We start from the raw sequence: 18,365 nt of genomic DNA on the forward strand, positions 1-18,365 counted from the left end.
CCGTTCCGCGCGGTCGGGCGGCTGGAGACGAGAGATGGACCGCTTCAAGCAGATAGAAACTTTCGTGCGCGTAGCCGAAGCCGGCAGCCTGGCCGCGGCGGCGCTGGAGGAGGGCGTGTCGCCGGTGATTCTCGGCAGGCGTATCGACGCGCTCGAGAAGCGCCTCGGCGTGAAGCTGATGTACCGCTCGACGAGGCGGCTCGTCGTGAGCGAAGAAGGCGCGGCGTTTCTCGACCGCTGCAAGAATCTGCTGCTGGAATGGGATCAGGCGGAAAACGAACTCGCGGCGGGACGGCGCGCGGTCGGCGGGCATCTGATCGTGTCGGCGCCGGCGGCGTTCGGGCGTATGCATGTCGCGCCGCACGCGCCCGCATTCGTCGCCGACAAACCCGAACTGCAGATGTCGTTCAATCTGACCGATCGCGTCGTCGATCTGGTGCGCGAGGGCTATGACCTGTCGATTCGCATCGGCGGAGCAGTCGATCCGAATTTCGTCGCCGTGAAGCTCGCGGGCAACCGGCGCGTGGTGTGCGGCACGCCCGCCTATTTCAGGAAGCACGGCCGGCCGAAAGCGCTCGAAGACCTGCCGAATCACAACTGCCTCGCGTTCAACCTGCAAGGCGGGCAGAATCGCGGCTGGTATTTCCGGCGTAACGGCAAGGTCGTGACGGTTCGCGTCACCGGAACGCTCGATTGCAACGATGGCGAGTTGCTGCATCGCTGGGCGTCGGAGGGGCTGGGGCTCGGCTGGCGCTCGACCTGGGAAATCCAGCGGCAACTGGAATCGGGCGAGCTCGAAACCGTCCTCGACGAATTCGAATTGCCCGATTACGACATCCTCGCGGTTTATCCGCAACAGCGCTACGTACCGGCGCGCGTGCGCTATTTCATTGATTATCTTAAGGAAATCTATGCGCAACCCGGTTACTGGAGCCGTCGGCTGACGCTTCCGGGCGAGCCGCAGACGGCGCCCGCGCAGGCGTCGTAACTACTTGAAAATGCGTTCAAAATCGTATTTGCGCAGGTGCATGTAAAAAGCTATAATCTTTGGCTTCTCACTTGCCGCACCGGTCCGACGCCCGGGCGGCTTATATCCACAAGGAGTGAATATGCGTCATTACGAAATCGTCTTCATCGTGCATCCCGATCAGAGCGAGCAAGTGCCCGCGATGATCGAGCGCTACAAGGGCACGATCACGTCGCACGGTGGTCAGATCCACCGCATCGAGGACTGGGGCCGTCGCCAACTGGCCTACATGATCGAGAAACTCGCGAAGGCTCACTACGTCTGCATGAACATCGAATGCGACCAGGCCACGCTCGAAGAACTGGAACACGCGTTCAAGTTCAACGACGCCGTTCTGCGTCACCTCATCGTCAAGATGAAGAAGGCCGAAACCGGCCCGTCGCCGATGATGAAGGAAGTGCAGCGCGAAGAAGCCAAGAAGGCGGCTAGCCAGCCGTCCGAAGCGCAGGCTTAAGGACAGTTCAATACTGTCAAGCCACCAGGGAACAGAAACTATCTCGTGAACCGGCTGCAACTGACAGCAAGCGTCGTGGAACGCGAACCGGTGCGCTACACGCCCGCCGGCATCCCGATCGCAAGCTGCACGTTGCAACACCGCGCGGAAGTCGTCGAAGCGGGCATCGCCCGTCAGATCGAACTGACACTGCAGGCGGTGGCGGCCGGAGAAGCGAGCGGCAGGCTGGAAAGCTGTCCGATGGGCGTCGAAGCACGCTTCACCGGATTTCTGGCCAAAAAGAGCCGTAACGCGCGAACCCTGGTGTTTCACATCACAGAATTGCAGGACATTGGAAAGGACTAATCATGCCCCGCCCGACTGGTAAGAAATTCGACAAGCGTCGTCAGCAACAAAACCCGCTCTTCAAGCGCAAGAAGTTCTGCCGTTTCACGGCAGCCGGTGTCGAGCAGATCGACTACAAGGACACGGAAACGCTGAAGGACTTCATCGGCGAAAACGGCAAGATCACGCCGGCTCGTCTGACTGGCACGAAGGCGCACTATCAGCGCCAGCTCGACACGGCAATCAAGCGCGCGCGTTTCCTCGCGCTCCTGCCGTACACCGACCTGCACAAGGCCTAATCAGACGACGCACTAAGGAAAGCCAAAAATGCAAATCATTCTTTTGGAAAAGGTCGTCAACCTGGGCAACCTCGGCGATATCGTCAAGGTCAAGGACGGCTACGCACGTAACTTCCTGATCCCCGGCAAGAAGGCACGCCGCGCAACGAAGGACGCAATCGCCGAATTCGAAGTTCGCCGCGCCGAGCTCGAAAAGGTCGCCGCTGAAAAGCTGGCGGACGCGCAAAAGCAAGGCGAAAAGCTGAACGGCTTCACGGTTCAGGTTTCGCAGAAGGCTGGCGTGGACGGCCGTCTGTTCGGTTCGGTCACGAACGCGGACATCGCTGAAGCGCTGAAGTCGCAAGGCTTCGCCGAAGTGGAAAAGGCGCAAGTGCGTCTGCCGCAAGGCCCGCTGAAGATGGTCGGTGACCATTCGGTTCAAGTGGCGCTGCATACGGACGTGCTGGTCGACGTCACCGTGTCGGTGCTCGGCGAGCACGCGTAAGTTTGACGCGAGACTTCGGTCTCGCGTGCGGTACGAAAAAGCGGAGCCTTTCATGGCTCCGCTTTTTTTCGTCTGAACGTAGCCTAGCGCGCGACATTAATCGATAATTCCACCCCATGAACGCTCCGTCCAAAGACCCGCAACTCGACGCGCTGAAGGTCCCGCCGCATTCGATCGAAGCCGAGCAATCCGTGATTGGCGGCCTGCTGCTGGACAACGCCGCATGGGACCGCATCGCCGATGTCATGCACCAGAGCGATTTCTATCGCTACGACCATCGGATCATTTACGAGCACGTCGGCAAGCTGATCGCGGCGACGCGCCCGGCTGACGTCATCACCGTGTACGAAGCGCTCACGATGGCCGGCAAGGCCGAAGAAGTGGGCGGGCTCGCGTATCTGAACGCGCTGGCGCAAAACACGCCGAGTGCCGCGAATATCCGCCGCTACGCGGAGATCGTGCGCGATCGCGCCGTGCTGCGCCGCCTCGTGTCGGTCGCCGATGAAATTTCCGCCGACGCCTTCAATCCGCAAGGCAAGGAAGTTCGCCAGATTCTCGACGAAGCCGAGGCGCGCGTGTTCTCGATCGCCGAAGACGGGGCGCGCGGCACGCAGGGCTTTCTGGAAATCGGGCCGCTGCTCACGCAGGTCGTCGAGCGCATCGACACGCTGTATCACACTGCGAATCCGAGCGATGTGACCGGCACGCCGACAGGCTTCGTCGATCTCGACCGCATGACTTCGGGTATGCACGGCGGCGAACTGATCATCGTGGCGGGCCGTCCGTCGATGGGTAAGACGGCTTTTTCGATGAACGTCGGCGAATACGTGGCGGTGGAATACGGCTTGCCCGTCGCGGTGTTCTCGATGGAAATGCCGGGCACGCAGCTGACCATGCGTATGCTGGGCTCGGTCGGACGGCTGGATCAGCATCGTATGCGTACGGGCCGTCTCACGGACGAGGATTGGCCGAAGCTCACGCACGCCGTGCAGAAAATGAGCGAGGCGCAGCTTTTCATCGACGAAACCGGCGGCCTCAACCCGATGGAGCTGCGCTCGCGCGCGCGGCGTCTGTCGCGGCAATGCGGCAAGCTCGGCCTGATCATCGTCGATTATCTGCAGCTGATGTCGGGCTCGGGCGGCGGCGAAAATCGCGCGACCGAAATCTCCGAAATCTCGCGTTCGCTCAAGAGTCTAGCGAAAGAACTCGACGTGCCTGTGATCGCGCTGTCGCAGTTGAATCGAGGTCTCGAACAGCGTCCGAACAAACGCCCGATCATGTCGGACCTGCGCGAATCCGGCGCTATCGAACAGGACGCGGACGTGATCCTCTTCATCTATCGCGACGAAGTCTACAACCCCGACAGCCCGGACAAGGGCACCGCGGAAATCATCATCGGCAAGCAGCGTAACGGTCCTATCGGCCCTGTGCGCCTGACCTTCCACGGTCAGTACACGAAGTTCGACAACTTCGCCGGCGCGCAGAACTTCTACGGCGGCGAATAGGCCGCCGATCGCATTCGCTGTCAATCCCTGACGACATCGGCCACCGCGTGTCACGAACGCGCGGTGCGTCAGCCAATGTGCGCAGGTACAATATGACGGTTTGATGTACGTCTCAAATTGACCCATTTAGCGGGAATTTCATGTTCGGTCGTTTCATGCCCACCGAGGGCAAATTCTTCGAGATTTTCAACGCGCACGCGAAGTGCATGGTCGATGCAAGCCGCGAGCTCGAACTGCTGATCGATAACCTTGACGATGCCGAGGTCCACAAGCAGAACGTCCAGGCGAACGAAAAGCGCGCGGACAAGCTCACGCACGAGACCATCGATCTGCTGCACAAGACGTTCATCACGCCGCTCGACCGCGACGAAATCCACAAGCTCATCACGACGATGGACGACATCCTCGATCTGATGGAGGACGTCGCCACGGCCATTTCGCTGTACGACGTGCGCGCGGTGACGTCGGAGGCGAGCCAGCTCGCGCATATCTGCACCGGCACGGTCACGCGCGTGCAGCAGGCCGTCGAATTGCTCGCCGACATGAAGCGCGCGAGCGAAATCCTGAAGATCTGCGAGGAAATCGACCGGCTGGAGTCGGATGCCGACCGCGTGCTGCGCTCGGCGATGTCGAAGCTCTTCCGCGAGGAAGACGACGTGAAGACGCTCATCAAGCTGAAGGCGATTTACGAACTGCTCGAGACGATCACCGACAAGTGCGAAGACGTCGCGAACATCATCGAAGGCATCGTGCTGGAAAACGCCTGACCACGCCGTCCAAGCCCCCGGCGCGCGGCAGGCCCGCGCGCGGCGGGACACGAGAAAACCGGGACGACTAACCGGCAGCGCATTTCAAGACCGGTCAAAACAACACCAACCGATGCATTCGATTCAACTCGCCATCTGGGCAGTCTCCTTGCTCGTCATAGTCGCACTCGCGTTCGACTTCATGAACGGCTTTCACGACGCCGCCAATTCCATCGCGACGGTCGTCTCGACCGGCGTGCTCAAACCGCAACAGGCCGTCGCGTTCGCCGCCGCGTTCAACGTCATAGCGTATTTCATCTTTCACCTGAAGGTCGCGGCGACCGTCGGCAAAGGCACGATCGATCCCGAAATCGTCGATCACTACGTCATTTTCGGCGCGCTCGTCGGCGCGATCGGCTGGAATATCGTCACGTGGCATTACGGCATTCCGTCGAGCTCGTCGCATGCGCTGATCGGCGGTCTCGTCGGCGCGGCGCTCGCGAAGTCGGGCTGGGGATCGCTCAACTGGGACGGGTTGCTCAAGACGGTCGCATTCATTTTCATCTCGCCGCTGCTCGGTTTCGTGCTCGGCTCGTTCTTCATGCTGCTCGTGTCGTGGCTGTATTTCCGCACGCCGCCCTCGAAGGTCGACCGGCGTTTCCGGCGCATGCAGCTCGTGTCGGCGGGCCTGTATTCGCTCGGCCACGGCGGCAACGACGCGCAGAAGACCATCGGCATCATCTGGATGCTGCTGATCGCGACCGGCTACGCTTCTGCCGCCGCCGACGCGCCGCCGATCTGGGTGATCGGCCTGTGCTATCTGTCGATGGGTCTGGGAACGCTCTTCGGCGGCTGGCGCATCGTGCGCACGATGGGCCAGAAAATCACGAAGCTGAAGCCGGTCGGCGGATTCTGCGCGGAGACGGGCGGGGCGATCACGCTCTTCGTCGCGTCGTTCCTGGGCATTCCCGTTTCGACGACGCATACGATCACCGGCGCGATCGTCGGCGTCGGCGCGACGCAGAAGTTCAGCGCGGTGCGCTGGGGCGTCGCGGGCAATATCGTGTGGGCGTGGATTCTGACGATTCCCGCGTCCGCCGCGCTCGCCGCAGCGGGCTGGTGGGTCGGCCACCGCTTCCTGTAAGCGTCTTGCCTTGCCTCGGGCCCCGAACCGCGTCGGAGCCCGAACGCGTCAGATGATCGGCGACGACACACCGTCCATCGGAATGATCGCGCCCGACACGTAACTCGCGCGGCGGCTCGCCAGAAAGAGCGCCACGTCGGCGATTTCCTCCGGTTTTGCATAGCGCCCGAGCGGCACTTTCGCCTGGCTTTCGGCGAGCACCTGATCGCGTGTGACGCCTTGCCGTTTCGCTTCCAGATCGAGTGCTTCCTCGACGCGCTCGGTGAGCGTCGCGCCCGGATTGATCGCATTGATGCGGATGCCGAGCTTCGCGTAATGATGGGCGAGGCCGACGGTATTGAGCATCAGCGCCGCGTTGGCCGCACCGCCCGCGATATGGATGTCCGTCGCGATCTTCCCGCCCATCCCGACAATATTGACGATCGCGCCGGGTTCCGTGCCCGGCTCGTTGCGCAGGCGCTCGGCCATGCGCTTCAGCACGACCTGCTGCGGATAGACGTAGGAGAAGTACTTGGCGTCCATGGCCGCCTTGTAGGCCGCGGCATCGAGCGTGTCGGGATCGTAGCGACGGGCCGCGCCTGCGCTATTGACGAGAATGTCGATCGGTCCGAGCGCAGCGCTCGCTTCCTCGACCACATCCTCGGCGCTGTGCGCTTCGTGCAGGTCCGCGCGTGCGAGATGCACGTGATAGCCGGCGCTCGCCAGTTGTTCGCGGGCGCGGGCGAGATTCGCGGCATCGCGCGAGACGATCGCGACTTTCGCTCCTTCGCTCGCGAACGCCTTGGCGCATGCAAATCCGATTCCCTTGCTGCCGCCCGTGATCAGGACGACCTTGCCCGCGAGTCCCAGGTCCATGGTATTGCGCTCCGTCGAAGAATGATCGAAACACGATAGCAGAGACGCGTGGCGCGCGTCAGTTCGTGCCGGTCGCGAAGCGGGCGATGGGATCGTCGGTTTGTGCGGGGCGGGGCGCGGCGAGCGAACCGGTCGAGGCGCGCATCACGCGAACGGGCGCTTCGGCTGGATCGGCGGAGTCGGTGGCCTGAGCGGCGCGCGCCTGTTGACGTGCGGCGCGCGAGGTCGGAGGCGGCGGTTCGAAGGCGTCGGCGGCTGCCTGGATCGGATCGGACGACGCGTTGACGGCGGCGGCCGTCTGCGGCGCGATTGCGCCCGCGGCTTGAGACTGTCGTTGCGCGGCGGTGAGCGTGGAGGGCGGCGGTTCGAAGGCGTCGGTGCTTGCCGGAGCGGAGGGCGTTTGCACGGGCGCGGGCGATGCTAGATAAGTCGGCGCATCGAACGGCGCGGGTGCGGACTTCGGCGGCGCGACGCGTCGAATGCCATCGAAGCGCTTCGCCCAATACGGGTTCGTCAGATAGTCGAGCCGCACGGTGCCCCCCGTCGACGGCGCGTTCACGAAACGCAGTTTGCCGACGTAAATGCCCACGTGCGAATGCGGCCGTCCGGTCGTGTTGAAGAAGATCAGGTCGCCCGGCGCGATGCCGTCCGGCTCGATCGATTCGCCTCGCGAACTCATGTCGGCGGTCGTGCGCGGCAGATTCACCGACGCCGCGCGGTCGACGACATATCGCACGAGCCCGCTGCAATCGAAACCCGCGTCCGGCGTATTGCCGCCCCAACGGTAGGGCACGCCGACGAGCGACATCGCCTGAATGGAGATTTCCTCACGCCCGACGCTGTGATCGACGAAATTGGGAAAGCCGGGTGGCGGCTGGTAGGTGCGGTTCGCGGTCGTGCTGGCGGCGGGCTTGCGTGCCGTCTGCTGCGGCGCGGATCCACACGCGGCGAGCAGTACGGTGACACAAAGCAGCAACCAGATTCGACACATTGCATTGGGCGAGCAATCTCGCCGGGAAGGACACTGTGCCGATACTAGCCCGCCGAACGGGCGTGCGACAAGATGTCTTCAGGATTTACATGAAGTTTGTGCCGTAAGTGTTGCAGCCGGGGAACGTTCAGACAAAAAGAAGCGGCCCGGCGAATCGCTTCGCCGGGCCGTATGGAAACGCCAATGCGCCGCGCTTACAGGATGTCGGACGCGTAATCGGCGAGGCGCGAACGTTCGCCGCGCGCGAGCGTCACGTGTCCGCTATGCGTCCAGCCCTTGAAGCGATCGACGACATACGTCAGCCCCGAACTGCCTTCGGTCAGGTACGGCGTGTCGATCTGCGCGATGTTGCCGAGGCAGATGATCTTCGTGCCCGGACCTGCGCGCGTGACGAGCGTTTTCATCTGCTTGGGCGTCAGGTTCTGCGCCTCGTCGATGATCACGTACTTGTCGACGAACGTGCGCCCGCGCATGAAGTTCATGCTCTTCACCTTCAGCCGCGAACGGATGAGTTCCTGCGTCGCGGCGCGGCCCCATTCGCCGGCGGCATCGTCGGTCTTTTGCAGGACTTCGAGGTTGTCGTCGAACGCGCCCATCCACGGCTGCATCTTCTCTTCCTCGGTGCCCGGCAGAAAGCCGATATCTTCGCCGACCGGCACCGTCGCACGCGTCACGATGATCTCGTTGTAGCGCTTGTCGTCGAGCACCTGCGCGAGGCCGGCGGCGAGCGCCATCAGCGTCTTGCCGGTGCCCGCCTGGCCGAGCAGCGTGACGAAATCGACTTCCGGGTTCATCAGCAGGTTGAGCGCGAAGTTCTGCTCGCGGTTGCGCGCGGTGATGCCCCACACGTTGTTCTTGTGATGGCCGTAGTCACGCAGCGTCTGCAGGAGCGCGGTCTTGCCGTTCAGTTCGCGCACGACCGCGTGGAACGACGGCTCGCCGTTCTGCGGCTCCAGATAGACGAACTCGTTGACGAGCATCGACGGGCACAGCGGCCCGGTCACGCGGTAATACGTCGTGCCGGTCTTGGTGTCCTGCCAGCTCTCCATGCCCTTGGCGTGCTTGGTCCAGAAGTCCTGCGGCAGCGCGCGCACGCCCGAATAGAGCAGGTCCTTGTCCTCGAGAACCTGGTCGTTGAAATAATCTTCGGCGGGCAGCCCGAGCGCATGCGCCTTGATGCGCATGTTGATGTCTTTCGACACCAGCACGACCTGCCGATCCGGCCGCTCCTTCTGCAGCGCGCGCACGACGCCGAGAATCTGGTTGTCCGCCTTGCCGACGGGCAAGCCTTCCACCGGCTCGATGTCGGTGAGCGTGGTCTGGAAGTAAAGGCGGCCGAGCGCGTCGCGGTTGCCTTGCGCGGCGAGCGGCAAACCTTCCGCCATCTTGCCGGCGTCGCCCGCGTGCGCGACGAGCGCATCGAGCGTGCGGCTCACCTGACGGGCGTTGCGCGCCACTTCCGACATGCCCTTCTTGTGATTGTCGAGTTCTTCCAACGTCATCATCGGCAGATAGACGTCGTGCTCCTCGAAGCGGAAGAGCGAGCTCGGATCGTGCATCAGCACGTTGGTGTCGAGCACGAACAGCTTGCGCAATTCGGCTTCCGCCGCCGTGCCCTTGCGGCGCTTGTTTTGCGTGCGCGTGTCTCTCGCCGTGGCGCGCGGCGATGCCTCAGGCGCCACAGGCGTCTCGGCGCGCTCGGTGCGAGCTTCGACGGGTTCCGGCGTGGCGCGCGCGGCAGGCGCCGGCTGCAGCAGTGCCGCGGTCTGTTTCGATTTTCGGCCGCGCGTCGGCACGGTGCCGGGCGCGGGCGGCGGCACGGCCGCTTCCGCGTGCGGTTCGGCCGGCATCTGGGTCAGCACTTCGCTCGCGATCGAGCGCAGCGTGTGCGCGGCGTTCGTGGCGGGACGCTCGGCGGCGACGGTCTCGACCGCGCCGTAGGCGTCGTCATCGCTCGCCGCGGCTTGTTTCTTCGACTGTTTCGAAGGCCGAGCTTTGGCCTTGTATTCTTCAGCCGGAAGGAGGTGGCCGAGCTTGGCCGGGGCGGTAGGCAAAGGCATAGTGTTCCCTCGAAAGGAATCGGGTCGTGTATCGTGCGCCGCCTGTCGCATCCTGCTCGTCCGCCCTCGAAGCGATACGAATCCCGCAGTTTGCGCCCGGTGGCGCGCTTAGTTGTCGAAATCGCCGGTTCGCCTAAGTTTCGATCTGCTCCTTGGAGGTCGCGTGCAACGCGCCGCTCACGAGCCGGTCAACCGTGGCTTTTGTGCGACGCCAAATAAAAAAGCCGCCGTTCCGACTACCGGAACCAGCGGCTGACTTCTGTTTCAGAGCGCCTTTCCCTTGCCGGCTCCACGTAGCCCGGGTCCATGCCGACCGTACCGACAGGCATACGGCGGCTCGCGCTAAGACAAAGGGAATGGGGAGGACAGGCGCTCATTGCGAACCAATATATCGTGCCTCAAATCGCTTGTACAGCCTCGACAATAGCCTCTACGTGGCCTGGCACCTTGACGCCGCGGAACTCGCGGCGAAGCACGCCTTTTGCGTCGATGAGGAAGGTCGAGCGTTCGACGCCGCGCACTTCCTTGCCATACATTTTCTTCATTTTGATGACATCGAAGGCCGAGCAGATGGCTTCGTCGCCGTCGGAAACGAGCGTGTAGGGCAGTTCCAGCTTGGCCTTGAAATTGTCGTGCGATTTCACGCTGTCACGCGAGATGCCGATCACTTCCGCGCCCGCCGCCCTGAACTGGTCGTAGTGGTCGCGAAACTGCAGGCTTTCGGTCGTGCAGCCCGGCGTGTTGTCCTTCGGATAAAAGAAGAGCACGACCTTTTTGCCGCGCAGGGAGGACAGGGTGAACTCGCCACCCGTCGCGGGGGCGGTGAAGTCGGGAACGGGCTGGTCGACTGCGACTGACACGTAGGTTTCTCCGGTTGTTCTGATTTGTAGGTGAGAAAGAAGACGAAACTCGCGACGAGTCCCGAAAAGCGGCCACGCGCCGCTTCAGCCCGCCTGAACGATCAGCTCGCCCGCGCGGCCCGGAATCTCGCCCCACGTCACAGGGTACGTGGGCAGCGACGCGCGGTCCAGCGCCGCATGGTAATCGCCCATCGTGGCGAAGGTGTGTCCCTGCGCGCGCCAGCCGGCGAGCAGTTGCTCGAACACCGGCGCGAGCTTCTGGCCTTCGAGCTCGGCGTGCAGGGTGAACACCTGATCGTGCGGATTGTCGGCGGTATGGCGCAGCACATGCGCCGCGACAGTGCTTTCGTCGACACCGTCGACACCCAGCACTTCGTCGAGCGTCGGGAGCGTCGTCGGCATCTGGATGTGGTTCAGCGTGCGGCCATCCAGCACGGGAATGTACGGCGTGTGGCCGCGCCCGTCGGACGCATAGCGCATGCCCCATGCATCGATCTGCTCGAACGCGTAGCCGTTCATCTGCCAGCCGGCCGCGCCGTGCGTAACGGGCGGTGCACCGAAGATTTCGATGAAGCGCGCATGGCTCTGCTGCATCTGCGCGACGGTCCATTCGCGGTCGCGCCCACGCACGTTGTCCTGCCAGTAGACGTGGTCCCACGTATGGATGCCGCATTCGAAGCCGGCTTCGTGAATCGCGCGCATTTCCGACACGGCTTCGCGGCCGATGTCCGGCCCCGGCAGGAGGACGCCGTACATGAGCGTCTTCACGCCGTAGTGCTCGACCACCGACGTGCGCGACACCTTCTTCAGGAAGCCGGGCCGGAAGACGCGCCGCAGCGCCCAGCCGGTGTGATCGGGGCCGAGGCTGAAGAGGAACGTCGCGCGGGCGCTGTACTTGTCGAGCAGACGCCCGAGGTTGGGCACGCCTTCGCGCGTGCCGCGCAGCGTATCGACGTCGATCTTGAGAACGATGCGGGCCACGCGCGTTTCCCTCGCTTACGACTGTTCGACGAGCTTGCGGGCTTCGCCCACGTGGCCGCGATACGCTTCGAAGATCTTGCGCAGCGCGTCGTCCATGGACGCTTGCGGCGCCCAGCCGAGTTCCTGCATCGTGTTGTCGATCTTCGGCACGCGGTTTTGCACGTCCTGATAGCCGTTGCCGTAGTACGCACCCGACGAGGTCTCGACGAGCTGCACCTTCTTCGCGGTGTCCGAGTACTCGGGGAACTCGTTCGCGAGCGCGAGCATCTTGTTCGCCAGCTCGCGCACCGAGAAGTTGTTCGTCGGATTGCCGATGTTATAGATCTTGCCCGAGGCCACGCCGTCCTTGTTCTCGATGATCTTCATCAGCGCGCCGATGCCGTCGTCGATGTCGGTGAACGCGCGCTTCTGCGCGCCGCCGTCGACGAGGCTGATGTTCTCGCCGCGCACGATATGGCCGAGGAACTGCGTCACCACGCGCGACGAACCTTCCTTCGGCGTGTAGATCGAGTCGAGGCCCGGGCCGATCCAGTTGAACGGACGGAAGAGGGTGAAGTTCAGCCCTTCCATGCCGTAGCCCCAGATCACGCGGTCCATCAACTGCTTCGAGCACGCGTAGATCCAGCGCGGCTTGTTGATGGGGCCGTAGGACAGCACGGAGTTTTCCGGATCGAACTGCTCGTCCGTGCACATGCCGTAGACCTCGGAGGTCGACGGAAACACGAGATGCTTGCCGTACTTCACGGCCGAACGCACGATCGGCAGATTCGCCTCGAAGTCGAGCTCGAACACGCGCAGCGGCTGTTTCACGTAAGTCGCGGGCGTCGCGATGGCGACGAGCGGCAGGATCACGTCGCACTTCTTCACGTGATACTCGACCCACTCCTTGTTGATCGTGATGTCGCCTTCGAAGAAATGCATCCGCTCGTGATTCGCGAGGTCGCCCAGGCGATCGGTTTGCATGTCCATCCCGAAGACTTCCCAGTCGGTGTTTTCGAGGATGCGCTTGGACAGGTGATGGCCGATGAAGCCATTGACACCCAGGATCAGAACTTTTTTCATGAATGACGAGAGGATTGAATGATGCGGCCGAATTCGGCGGGATCGACGGGGCGCTCTTCGTCCACGGGTTGCGAATCGGCGTCGAGCGTCCGATGGCGCAACTCGTGGATGGCGATGACGCGGCCATCGCCGCAGACGCCGAACAGCGCATTATCCGCCACGCTTAGGCCCGGGGGCAAACCCCGCAACTCACCGAGCCTTTCGGAGGACAGGCCGGGCGCGCCGGTTTCGGGCACGAGCCGCGCCCGCGCGACGATGAAACGGTCCGCGCCGATATCCGTGAACGCGCCCGGATAGGGCGGCGCGACCGCGCGGATCAGGTTGTAGACACGCTGCGCGGGCTGCGACCAGTCGATGCGGCCGTCTTCCGGCTTGCGCCCGCCGTAATAGCTGCCCGAGGCGAGATCGTTCGGCAGATGCGGCGCTTCGCCCGCAAGCAGCGCGGGCAGCACGCGCCAGAGCGTCTGCTCGGCGGCGACGACGGTCTTGTCGAACACGAGCGCGGCGGTGTCGTCGGGGAGAATCGGCACCGGCGTCTGCGCGAGGATCGCGCCCGCGTCGGGCTTCTCCGCCATTTCGTGCAGCGTCGCGCCGGTCTCGGTCTCGCCGTTGATCACCGCCCAGTTCGTCGGCACGCGGCCGCGATACTTCGGCAGGAGCGAGCCATGCATGTTGTACGCGCCGCGCCGCGCGAGCGAGAGCAGCGAAACCGGCAGCATGTGGCGGTAGTAGAACGAGAAGATGAAATCCGGCGCGAGCTTTTCCAGCGTGTCGTACAGCTCGGGCGATTTGGGATCGGCGGGCGTGATCGTGTCGATGCCGTGTTCCGCCGCAACCTGGGCGACGCTGCCGAACCAGATGTTCTCGCTCGCGCTGTCCTCGTGCGTGACGACGAGCGCGACATCGACACCGCGTGCGAGCAGCACCTGCAGACAGCGCACGCCGACGTTGTGATAGGCGAAGACGACTGCGCGCGGCTTCATCGGCCGTCTTCCTCGCGCGTGACGACGGCCACGTGCTGCACGGATTCCTGAAGGGGCTTGATCGCGGTGGGCAGGCCGTCGCGCTGTTCGAGGATCGTCTGCACGAGATAGCGGGGCCGCGCGCGCACTTGCTGATAGATACGCCCGATGTATTCCCCGAGCAGCCCGAGCGCGAAGATGATCACGCCGAGCATGAAGAACGTGATGGCGAAGAGGGTGAACACACCCTGAACTTCCGCGCCGAACATGAAGCGACGAATCAACAGCAGCAGGAAGAGACCCGCCGAGCCGACCGACAGGATCACGCCGATGAACGACAGCCATTGCAGCGGCACCACCGAGAAGCCGGTGACGAGATCGAAGTTCAGGCGAATGAGACTGTAGAGCGAATACTTCGATTCGCCCGCAAAGCGTTCTTCATGCGCGACATCGACTTCGATGGGGTTCTGCGCGAACGTGTACGCGAGCGCCGGGATGAAGGTGTTGATCTCGCCGCAGCGGTTGATCGTATCGATGATATGGCGGCTGTACGCGCGCAGCATGCAGCCCTGGTCGGTCATGCGAATCTTCGTGATGCGTTCGCGCAGGCGGTTCATCGCGCGCGACGCTTTCTTGCGCCACAGGCTGTCCTGCCGCTGCTGCCGAATGGTGCCGACGTAGTCGTAGCCCTCGCGCATTTTGTTGACGAGCTTGGCGATTTCCTCGGGCGGATTCTGCAGGTCGGCATCGAGCGTGACGACGATCTCGCCGCGCGACTGTTCGAAGCCCGCGAGAATCGCCATGTGCTGGCCGTAATTGCCGTTGAGCAGAATCACGCGCGTGGTGTCCGGCCGCACGTGAAATTGCTGTGCGAGCAGCGCGGCCGATTTGTCGCGGCTGCCGTCGTTGATGAAGATCACCTCATACGACGTGCCGAGCGCGTCGAGCGCGGGATACAGGCGCTGGAAGAGGGCGGCGAGGCCGTCTTCCTCGTTGTACACCGGGATGATCACCGAAAGCTCGGGAGACGTCGCCGGAAAATCCAAATGACTCATATTGGGCTGAGTGTCCTTGCTGGTTACCCGTTGTGCGCGAACTGTTCGCAGATTTCGTCGACTGATTTCACGACGTGTTCGACATCGTCCGTGCTCATCAGCGTGAAGAGCGGCAACGTGACCGTCGATGCGCCGTAGCGCTCCGCATGCGGAAACATGCCTTCTTTAAAGCCACGCGCGCGATACAGCGTGAAGAGATGGAGCGCCGGGTAGTGCAGACCCGTGCCGATGCCGCGCTCCTTCATCTCGGCCATGAACTCCGCGCGCGAGAGCCTGAGCTTTTCGAGCGGCAGCGCGATCTGAAACATGTGCCAGTTGCTGTCGGTGAAATTCTTCGTCGGCAGGCCGGCGCCGAGCCTGACCGCCGCGCCGCCTTCGAACGCGTCGAAGTACGCGCGCGCGAGTTCGCGGCGCTTTTCCGTGAAGCGCTCGACCTGCCGCAACTGGCCGAGCCCGACGCGCGCCGCCACATCCGTCAGGTTGTACTTGCCGCCGAGCACGTCGCAGTCCATGCCGTCGAAGCCCGTGCGCGTGATGCCCTGCAGACGATACTTGCGCGCCAGTTCCGCTTCGTCCTCGTTGTTGAGCACGAGCGCGCCGCCTTCGATCGACGTCACGTTCTTGTTCGCGTGAAAGCTGAACGACACGATGTCGCCGATCGCGCCGATGCGCTTGCCCTTCCAGCTCGACCCGAACGCCTGCGCGGCATCCTCGATCACGCGCAGCTTGTGGGCGCGTGCGATCTCGTAGAACTTGTCCATGTCGACGGGCAGGCCCGCCAGATAGACCGGCATGATCGCCTTCGTGCGCGGCGTGATCGCGCGTTCCAGCAGATTCAGGTCGATGTTGCGCGTGAGCGGATCGATATCGACGAAGACCGGCGTCGCGCCCACTTCGAGGATCACGTTCGCGGTCGACACCCAGGTCATCGGCGTGGTGATGACTTCGTCGCCCGGACCCACGCCGGCGATGCGCAAGCCGATTTCCATCGTGCACGTGCCCGAATTGAACGCCCGCACCGGACGGCCGCCGAAATACGCCGACAGTTCGGCCTCGAACTGCTGGCTCTGCGGTCCCGTCGTGATCCAGCCCGAGCGCAGCACGTCGACCACGCCCTGAATGGTTTCCTCGTCGATCTCGGGCTTCACGAAAGGCAGAAACGGCCGCGTTGTTTGAGTCATTGGACTATGCGTTTAAAAATGAATTGGTCTGCACGACGCTTCGATTCGACGAACTAGCCGCGCGCGAGCACCACCACGCCGATCAGAATGATGCCGATGCCGATGAGCCGCTGCATCGACAGCACTTCGCCGAACAGATACCACGCGGCGAACGCGTTGACGACGTAGCCGAGCGAGAGCATCGGATAGGCGATCGATACATCCACGCGCGACAGCCCGACGATCCACACGACGACGCTCAGCACATAACACGCGAGCCCACCGATGATCGGCCACTGCGTCGCAATCTTGAAGCCGACGGGCAGAATGTTGGCGGGCGTGAAGTCGAAATGGCCCACCGCATTCACGCCGGCTTTGAGCAGAAGCTGGGCGCACGCGTTCAACGATACGCCGATGACGATGCAAATAAAGGAAATCGGGTTCATCGCGCGTTTTTCAAATGCGGAACAAGGATACTCGGTTCAGCGGCAAATGCCGAACGATCGTGCGGCGCAACATCGCCGCTGACACGGATGACGAGGCTCACGGCTGCGGCTTTTCCACGATCACGCGGCGTTCGTCGCGTGCGATCAGTTGCATCGGCACGTGGCGCGCGTTGAGTTCGTCGTAACGCGACGGCGACATCAGCGCGAGCGCGTAACGCTGCGAATCCCACAACTTGATCCAGTCGTCGATGCTCGGCACCCATTTCTGCGGTTCCGCATGCACGCCGAAGCTCAGCTCGTCGGCCTCAGCGACCATGATCATGGTATGGCCGAGGTAGAAGGGCATCGTGTGATCGAGCTTCCCGACCCCATAGAACGGCGTGTCGGGCGGCAGCTTCGCCATCGCGGCTTTGACGGCGGGCACGAGTGGCACCCCCGAGCTTTGCGTCCCGAAGACGTCGTGGCCGGAGCCTGCGATCGTGCCGAGCAGCAGCCACGCCGCGCCCAGTCCCGCCGCGCCCGCGAGCACGCTGCGCCGGTTCAGCCAGATCGCGAACACCGTGACGACGAATGCAACGGCGAGGCCCGCATACACCCAGACCTGGAACTCGCGATACAGCACGTTCGGCGTGTTGGCGCTGCCCGCGCGGCCGATGAAGATCGCGCCGAATGCCGCCGCGACGAGAAACACCGCGTAGCCGATCAGATGCATGCGGTAGCGCGCCTGCGTGAGCGATGGCAGATACAGCCCGATCACGAGCGCGATGGCGGGCGCGACCGGCAGCACATAGGAAACGAGCTTGGAGTGCGACGCGCTGAAGAACAGGAAGATGAACGCCGTCCAGACGAGCAGCAACGTGACCGGCGCGAAGCCGTTCGGCTGGCGCGGCGTCTTGAGGCCGTGACGCACGCTCTGAAAGGTGATCGACAGCCACGGCAGAAAGCCGACGATCAGCACGGGCACGAAGTAGTAGAACGCGCCCGGACGATTCTGCTCGGGCGTCAGATAGCGCTTGAACTGCTGAACGATGAAAAAGAAGTTGAAGAACTCCGGGTTCTTCATCTGGACGAGCGCGAACCACGGGCCGGTCACGATCAGGAACACGATCAGCCCGCTGCCGATATAGAGCCGTCTCCAGAGCGCCCAGTCCCGCGAGACGAGCGAGTACAGCACGAGAACCGCGCCCGGCAGGATCAGGCCGACCAGTCCCTTGGACAGCACGGCGGCGCCCATCGCGGCCCAGCAGAGCCACATCCATAAACGTACTTCACGCGTCGGCAGGCCGGGGCGCTGGGCGAGCAGCAGCGCGCAGAGCGTCAGTTGCATCCAGAACGACAGGCCCATGTCGAGCGTGTTGAAGTGGCCCATCAGGTTCCAGTACGGGCAGGTCGCGAGGATGACCGCGGCGGCGAAGCCCGTCATCGCGTTGAATACGCGCGTGCCGGTGTAGCCGATGAGCAGCACGCCCGCGAAACCCATAAGCGCCGTATAGAGCCGCGCCTGCCATTCGCCGATGCCGAACCACGCGAACGAGAGCGCGTTCGCCCAGGTTTGCAGCGGCGGCTTTTCGAAATATTTGTAGCCGTTGTAGCGCGGCGTGATCCAGTCGCCGGTCACGAACATCTCGCGCGCCATTTCGGCGTAACGGCCTTCGTCGCTCGGTACGAGATGACGATAGCCAAGCGGCGCGAACCAGATGATCGCGAGCGCGAGTACGAGAAGAATGAGCGAAAGACGCGTGAGCGGTAGCCGGGAAGGCGTATCGTTCATGAAGTCGACCTGTCCGATGCCGCGATGCGCGGCGCTAGTGAAACGAAATGGGCGATGATTGCGGGCTGCGTGAAACTACACCAGGCGCATGCTCAGGCACGCATTTTCGCTGTGAGTTCGCGAGTTGCGGCGCGCGACGTCCGAAGCGACTCCGCCGAATGCCCGCCGAACACCAACGC

General features: G+C 63.2%; 19 protein-coding genes. 8 read left to right on the plus strand and 11 right to left on the minus strand.

Annotated features, from left to right (window positions below):
• Positions 1-34: 34 nt before the first annotated feature.
• The 8 genes from QCE73_RS06530 (at position 35) to QCE73_RS06565 (ending at position 5,983) form a co-directional block, all read left to right on the plus strand.
• Entirely contained in the window at positions 35-988 is a 954-nt protein-coding gene (locus QCE73_RS06530) for a LysR family transcriptional regulator (protein WP_187604824.1), read from the plus strand.
• 121 nt (positions 989-1,109) lie between these two features.
• A complete protein-coding gene (gene rpsF / locus QCE73_RS06535) occupies positions 1,110-1,481 on the plus strand; it encodes a 30S ribosomal protein S6 (RefSeq protein WP_014191231.1) in 372 nt (123 codons plus the stop codon).
• A gap of 45 nt (positions 1,482-1,526) precedes the next feature.
• Complete coding sequence (priB, locus tag QCE73_RS06540) at positions 1,527-1,826, plus strand: primosomal replication protein N (RefSeq protein WP_035498764.1); 300 nt, start codon at positions 1,527-1,529, stop codon at positions 1,824-1,826.
• A 2-nt stretch (positions 1,827-1,828) separates the two neighbouring features.
• Positions 1,829-2,104, plus strand: a complete 276-nt coding sequence (gene rpsR, locus QCE73_RS06545) for a 30S ribosomal protein S18 (RefSeq protein ID WP_014191233.1) — start codon at positions 1,829-1,831, stop codon at positions 2,102-2,104.
• Positions 2,105-2,132: 28 nt separating this feature from the next.
• Positions 2,133-2,588: a 50S ribosomal protein L9 gene (gene rplI / locus QCE73_RS06550; RefSeq protein WP_187604823.1), complete on the plus strand. Its 456-nt coding sequence runs from the start codon at positions 2,133-2,135 to the stop codon at positions 2,586-2,588.
• Positions 2,589-2,704: 116 nt separating this feature from the next.
• The gene (locus QCE73_RS06555) at positions 2,705-4,093 is read left to right on the plus strand and encodes a replicative DNA helicase (protein WP_035498758.1); all 1,389 of its coding nucleotides are present in this window, start codon (positions 2,705-2,707) and stop codon (positions 4,091-4,093) included.
• A 140-nt stretch (positions 4,094-4,233) separates the two neighbouring features.
• The gene (locus QCE73_RS06560; RefSeq protein ID WP_035498756.1) at positions 4,234-4,860 is read left to right on the plus strand and encodes a DUF47 domain-containing protein; all 627 of its coding nucleotides are present in this window, start codon (positions 4,234-4,236) and stop codon (positions 4,858-4,860) included.
• A gap of 112 nt (positions 4,861-4,972) precedes the next feature.
• On the plus strand, positions 4,973-5,983 hold the full coding sequence (locus QCE73_RS06565; RefSeq protein ID WP_035498755.1) for an inorganic phosphate transporter: 1,011 nt from the start codon (positions 4,973-4,975) through the stop codon (positions 5,981-5,983).
• Positions 5,984-6,031: 48 nt separating this feature from the next.
• Here QCE73_RS06565 and QCE73_RS06570 read toward each other — a convergent pair whose 3' ends face one another.
• The 11 genes from QCE73_RS06570 to QCE73_RS06620 form a co-directional block, all read right to left on the minus strand.
• A complete protein-coding gene (locus tag QCE73_RS06570) occupies positions 6,032-6,838 on the minus strand; it encodes an SDR family oxidoreductase (RefSeq protein WP_035498754.1) in 807 nt (268 codons plus the stop codon).
• 58 nt (positions 6,839-6,896) lie between these two features.
• Positions 6,897-7,829: an NlpC/P60 family protein gene (locus tag QCE73_RS06575; RefSeq protein WP_309880311.1), complete on the minus strand. Its 933-nt coding sequence runs from the start codon at positions 7,827-7,829 to the stop codon at positions 6,897-6,899.
• A 194-nt stretch (positions 7,830-8,023) separates the two neighbouring features.
• Positions 8,024-9,889: a PhoH family protein gene (locus tag QCE73_RS06580; protein WP_309880313.1), complete on the minus strand. Its 1,866-nt coding sequence runs from the start codon at positions 9,887-9,889 to the stop codon at positions 8,024-8,026.
• A gap of 398 nt (positions 9,890-10,287) precedes the next feature.
• On the minus strand, positions 10,288-10,749 hold the full coding sequence (locus QCE73_RS06585; RefSeq protein ID WP_035498749.1) for a peroxiredoxin: 462 nt from the start codon (positions 10,747-10,749) through the stop codon (positions 10,288-10,290).
• An 84-nt stretch (positions 10,750-10,833) separates the two neighbouring features.
• Positions 10,834-11,730 carry a polysaccharide deacetylase family protein gene (locus QCE73_RS06590; protein WP_035498748.1) on the minus strand — a complete coding sequence of 299 codons (897 nt, stop codon included), beginning with the start codon at positions 11,728-11,730 and terminating at the stop codon, positions 10,834-10,836.
• Positions 11,731-11,745: 15 nt separating this feature from the next.
• Positions 11,746-12,792, minus strand: coding sequence for a bifunctional UDP-4-keto-pentose/UDP-xylose synthase (locus QCE73_RS06595; protein ID WP_051626672.1), 1,047 nt, complete (start codon positions 12,790-12,792; stop codon positions 11,746-11,748).
• Positions 12,789-13,775, minus strand: a complete 987-nt coding sequence (locus QCE73_RS06600) for a formyltransferase (RefSeq protein WP_035498747.1) — start codon at positions 13,773-13,775, stop codon at positions 12,789-12,791. Before QCE73_RS06600 ends, QCE73_RS06595 begins: the two co-directional genes overlap by 4 nt.
• Positions 13,772-14,809, minus strand: a complete 1,038-nt coding sequence (locus QCE73_RS06605; protein WP_035498746.1) for a glycosyltransferase — start codon at positions 14,807-14,809, stop codon at positions 13,772-13,774. Before QCE73_RS06605 ends, QCE73_RS06600 begins: the two co-directional genes overlap by 4 nt.
• A 23-nt stretch (positions 14,810-14,832) precedes the next feature.
• Positions 14,833-15,990 carry a DegT/DnrJ/EryC1/StrS aminotransferase family protein gene (locus QCE73_RS06610; RefSeq protein WP_309880317.1) on the minus strand — a complete coding sequence of 386 codons (1,158 nt, stop codon included), beginning with the start codon at positions 15,988-15,990 and terminating at the stop codon, positions 14,833-14,835.
• A gap of 53 nt (positions 15,991-16,043) precedes the next feature.
• The gene (locus QCE73_RS06615) at positions 16,044-16,415 is read right to left on the minus strand and encodes an SMR family transporter (RefSeq protein WP_035498744.1); all 372 of its coding nucleotides are present in this window, start codon (positions 16,413-16,415) and stop codon (positions 16,044-16,046) included.
• A 97-nt stretch (positions 16,416-16,512) separates the two neighbouring features.
• Positions 16,513-18,186 (minus strand): glycosyltransferase family 39 protein, encoded by a 1,674-nt coding sequence (locus QCE73_RS06620; RefSeq protein WP_309880319.1) that lies wholly within the window; start codon positions 18,184-18,186, stop codon positions 16,513-16,515.
• Positions 18,187-18,365: the final 179 nt, after the last annotated feature.

Origin of the sequence: Caballeronia sp. LZ029 (genome assembly GCF_031451275.1) — a bacterium.
GTDB lineage: Bacteria > Pseudomonadota > Gammaproteobacteria > Burkholderiales > Burkholderiaceae > Caballeronia > Caballeronia jiangsuensis.

Excerpts from the sequence above, each read along its gene's own strand:
- QCE73_RS06570 (WP_035498754.1), bottom strand. The coding sequence starts at position 6,838 with ATGGACCTGGGACTCGCGGGCAAGGTCGTCCTGATCACGGGCGGCAGC.
- QCE73_RS06565 (WP_035498755.1), top strand. The coding sequence starts at position 4,973 with ATGCATTCGATTCAACTCGCCATCTGGGCAGTCTCCTTGCTCGTCATA.
- QCE73_RS06610 (WP_309880317.1), bottom strand. The coding sequence starts at position 15,990 with ATGACTCAAACAACGCGGCCGTTTCTGCCTTTCGTGAAGCCCGAGATC.
- QCE73_RS06555 (WP_035498758.1), top strand. The coding sequence starts at position 2,705 with ATGAACGCTCCGTCCAAAGACCCGCAACTCGACGCGCTGAAGGTCCCG.
- QCE73_RS06605 (WP_035498746.1), bottom strand. The coding sequence starts at position 14,809 with ATGAGTCATTTGGATTTTCCGGCGACGTCTCCCGAGCTTTCGGTGATC.
- QCE73_RS06615 (WP_035498744.1), bottom strand. The coding sequence starts at position 16,415 with ATGAACCCGATTTCCTTTATTTGCATCGTCATCGGCGTATCGTTGAAC.
- QCE73_RS06595 (WP_051626672.1), bottom strand. The coding sequence starts at position 12,792 with ATGAAAAAAGTTCTGATCCTGGGTGTCAATGGCTTCATCGGCCATCAC.
- rpsF (WP_014191231.1), top strand. The coding sequence starts at position 1,110 with ATGCGTCATTACGAAATCGTCTTCATCGTGCATCCCGATCAGAGCGAG.
- QCE73_RS06580 (WP_309880313.1), bottom strand. The coding sequence starts at position 9,889 with ATGCCTTTGCCTACCGCCCCGGCCAAGCTCGGCCACCTCCTTCCGGCT.
- QCE73_RS06620 (WP_309880319.1), bottom strand. The coding sequence starts at position 18,186 with ATGAACGATACGCCTTCCCGGCTACCGCTCACGCGTCTTTCGCTCATT.
- QCE73_RS06575 (WP_309880311.1), bottom strand. The coding sequence starts at position 7,829 with ATGTGTCGAATCTGGTTGCTGCTTTGTGTCACCGTACTGCTCGCCGCG.
- QCE73_RS06600 (WP_035498747.1), bottom strand. The coding sequence starts at position 13,775 with ATGAAGCCGCGCGCAGTCGTCTTCGCCTATCACAACGTCGGCGTGCGC.
- rpsR (WP_014191233.1), top strand. The coding sequence starts at position 1,829 with ATGCCCCGCCCGACTGGTAAGAAATTCGACAAGCGTCGTCAGCAACAA.
- rplI (WP_187604823.1), top strand. The coding sequence starts at position 2,133 with ATGCAAATCATTCTTTTGGAAAAGGTCGTCAACCTGGGCAACCTCGGC.
- QCE73_RS06560 (WP_035498756.1), top strand. The coding sequence starts at position 4,234 with ATGTTCGGTCGTTTCATGCCCACCGAGGGCAAATTCTTCGAGATTTTC.
- QCE73_RS06530 (WP_187604824.1), top strand. The coding sequence starts at position 35 with ATGGACCGCTTCAAGCAGATAGAAACTTTCGTGCGCGTAGCCGAAGCC.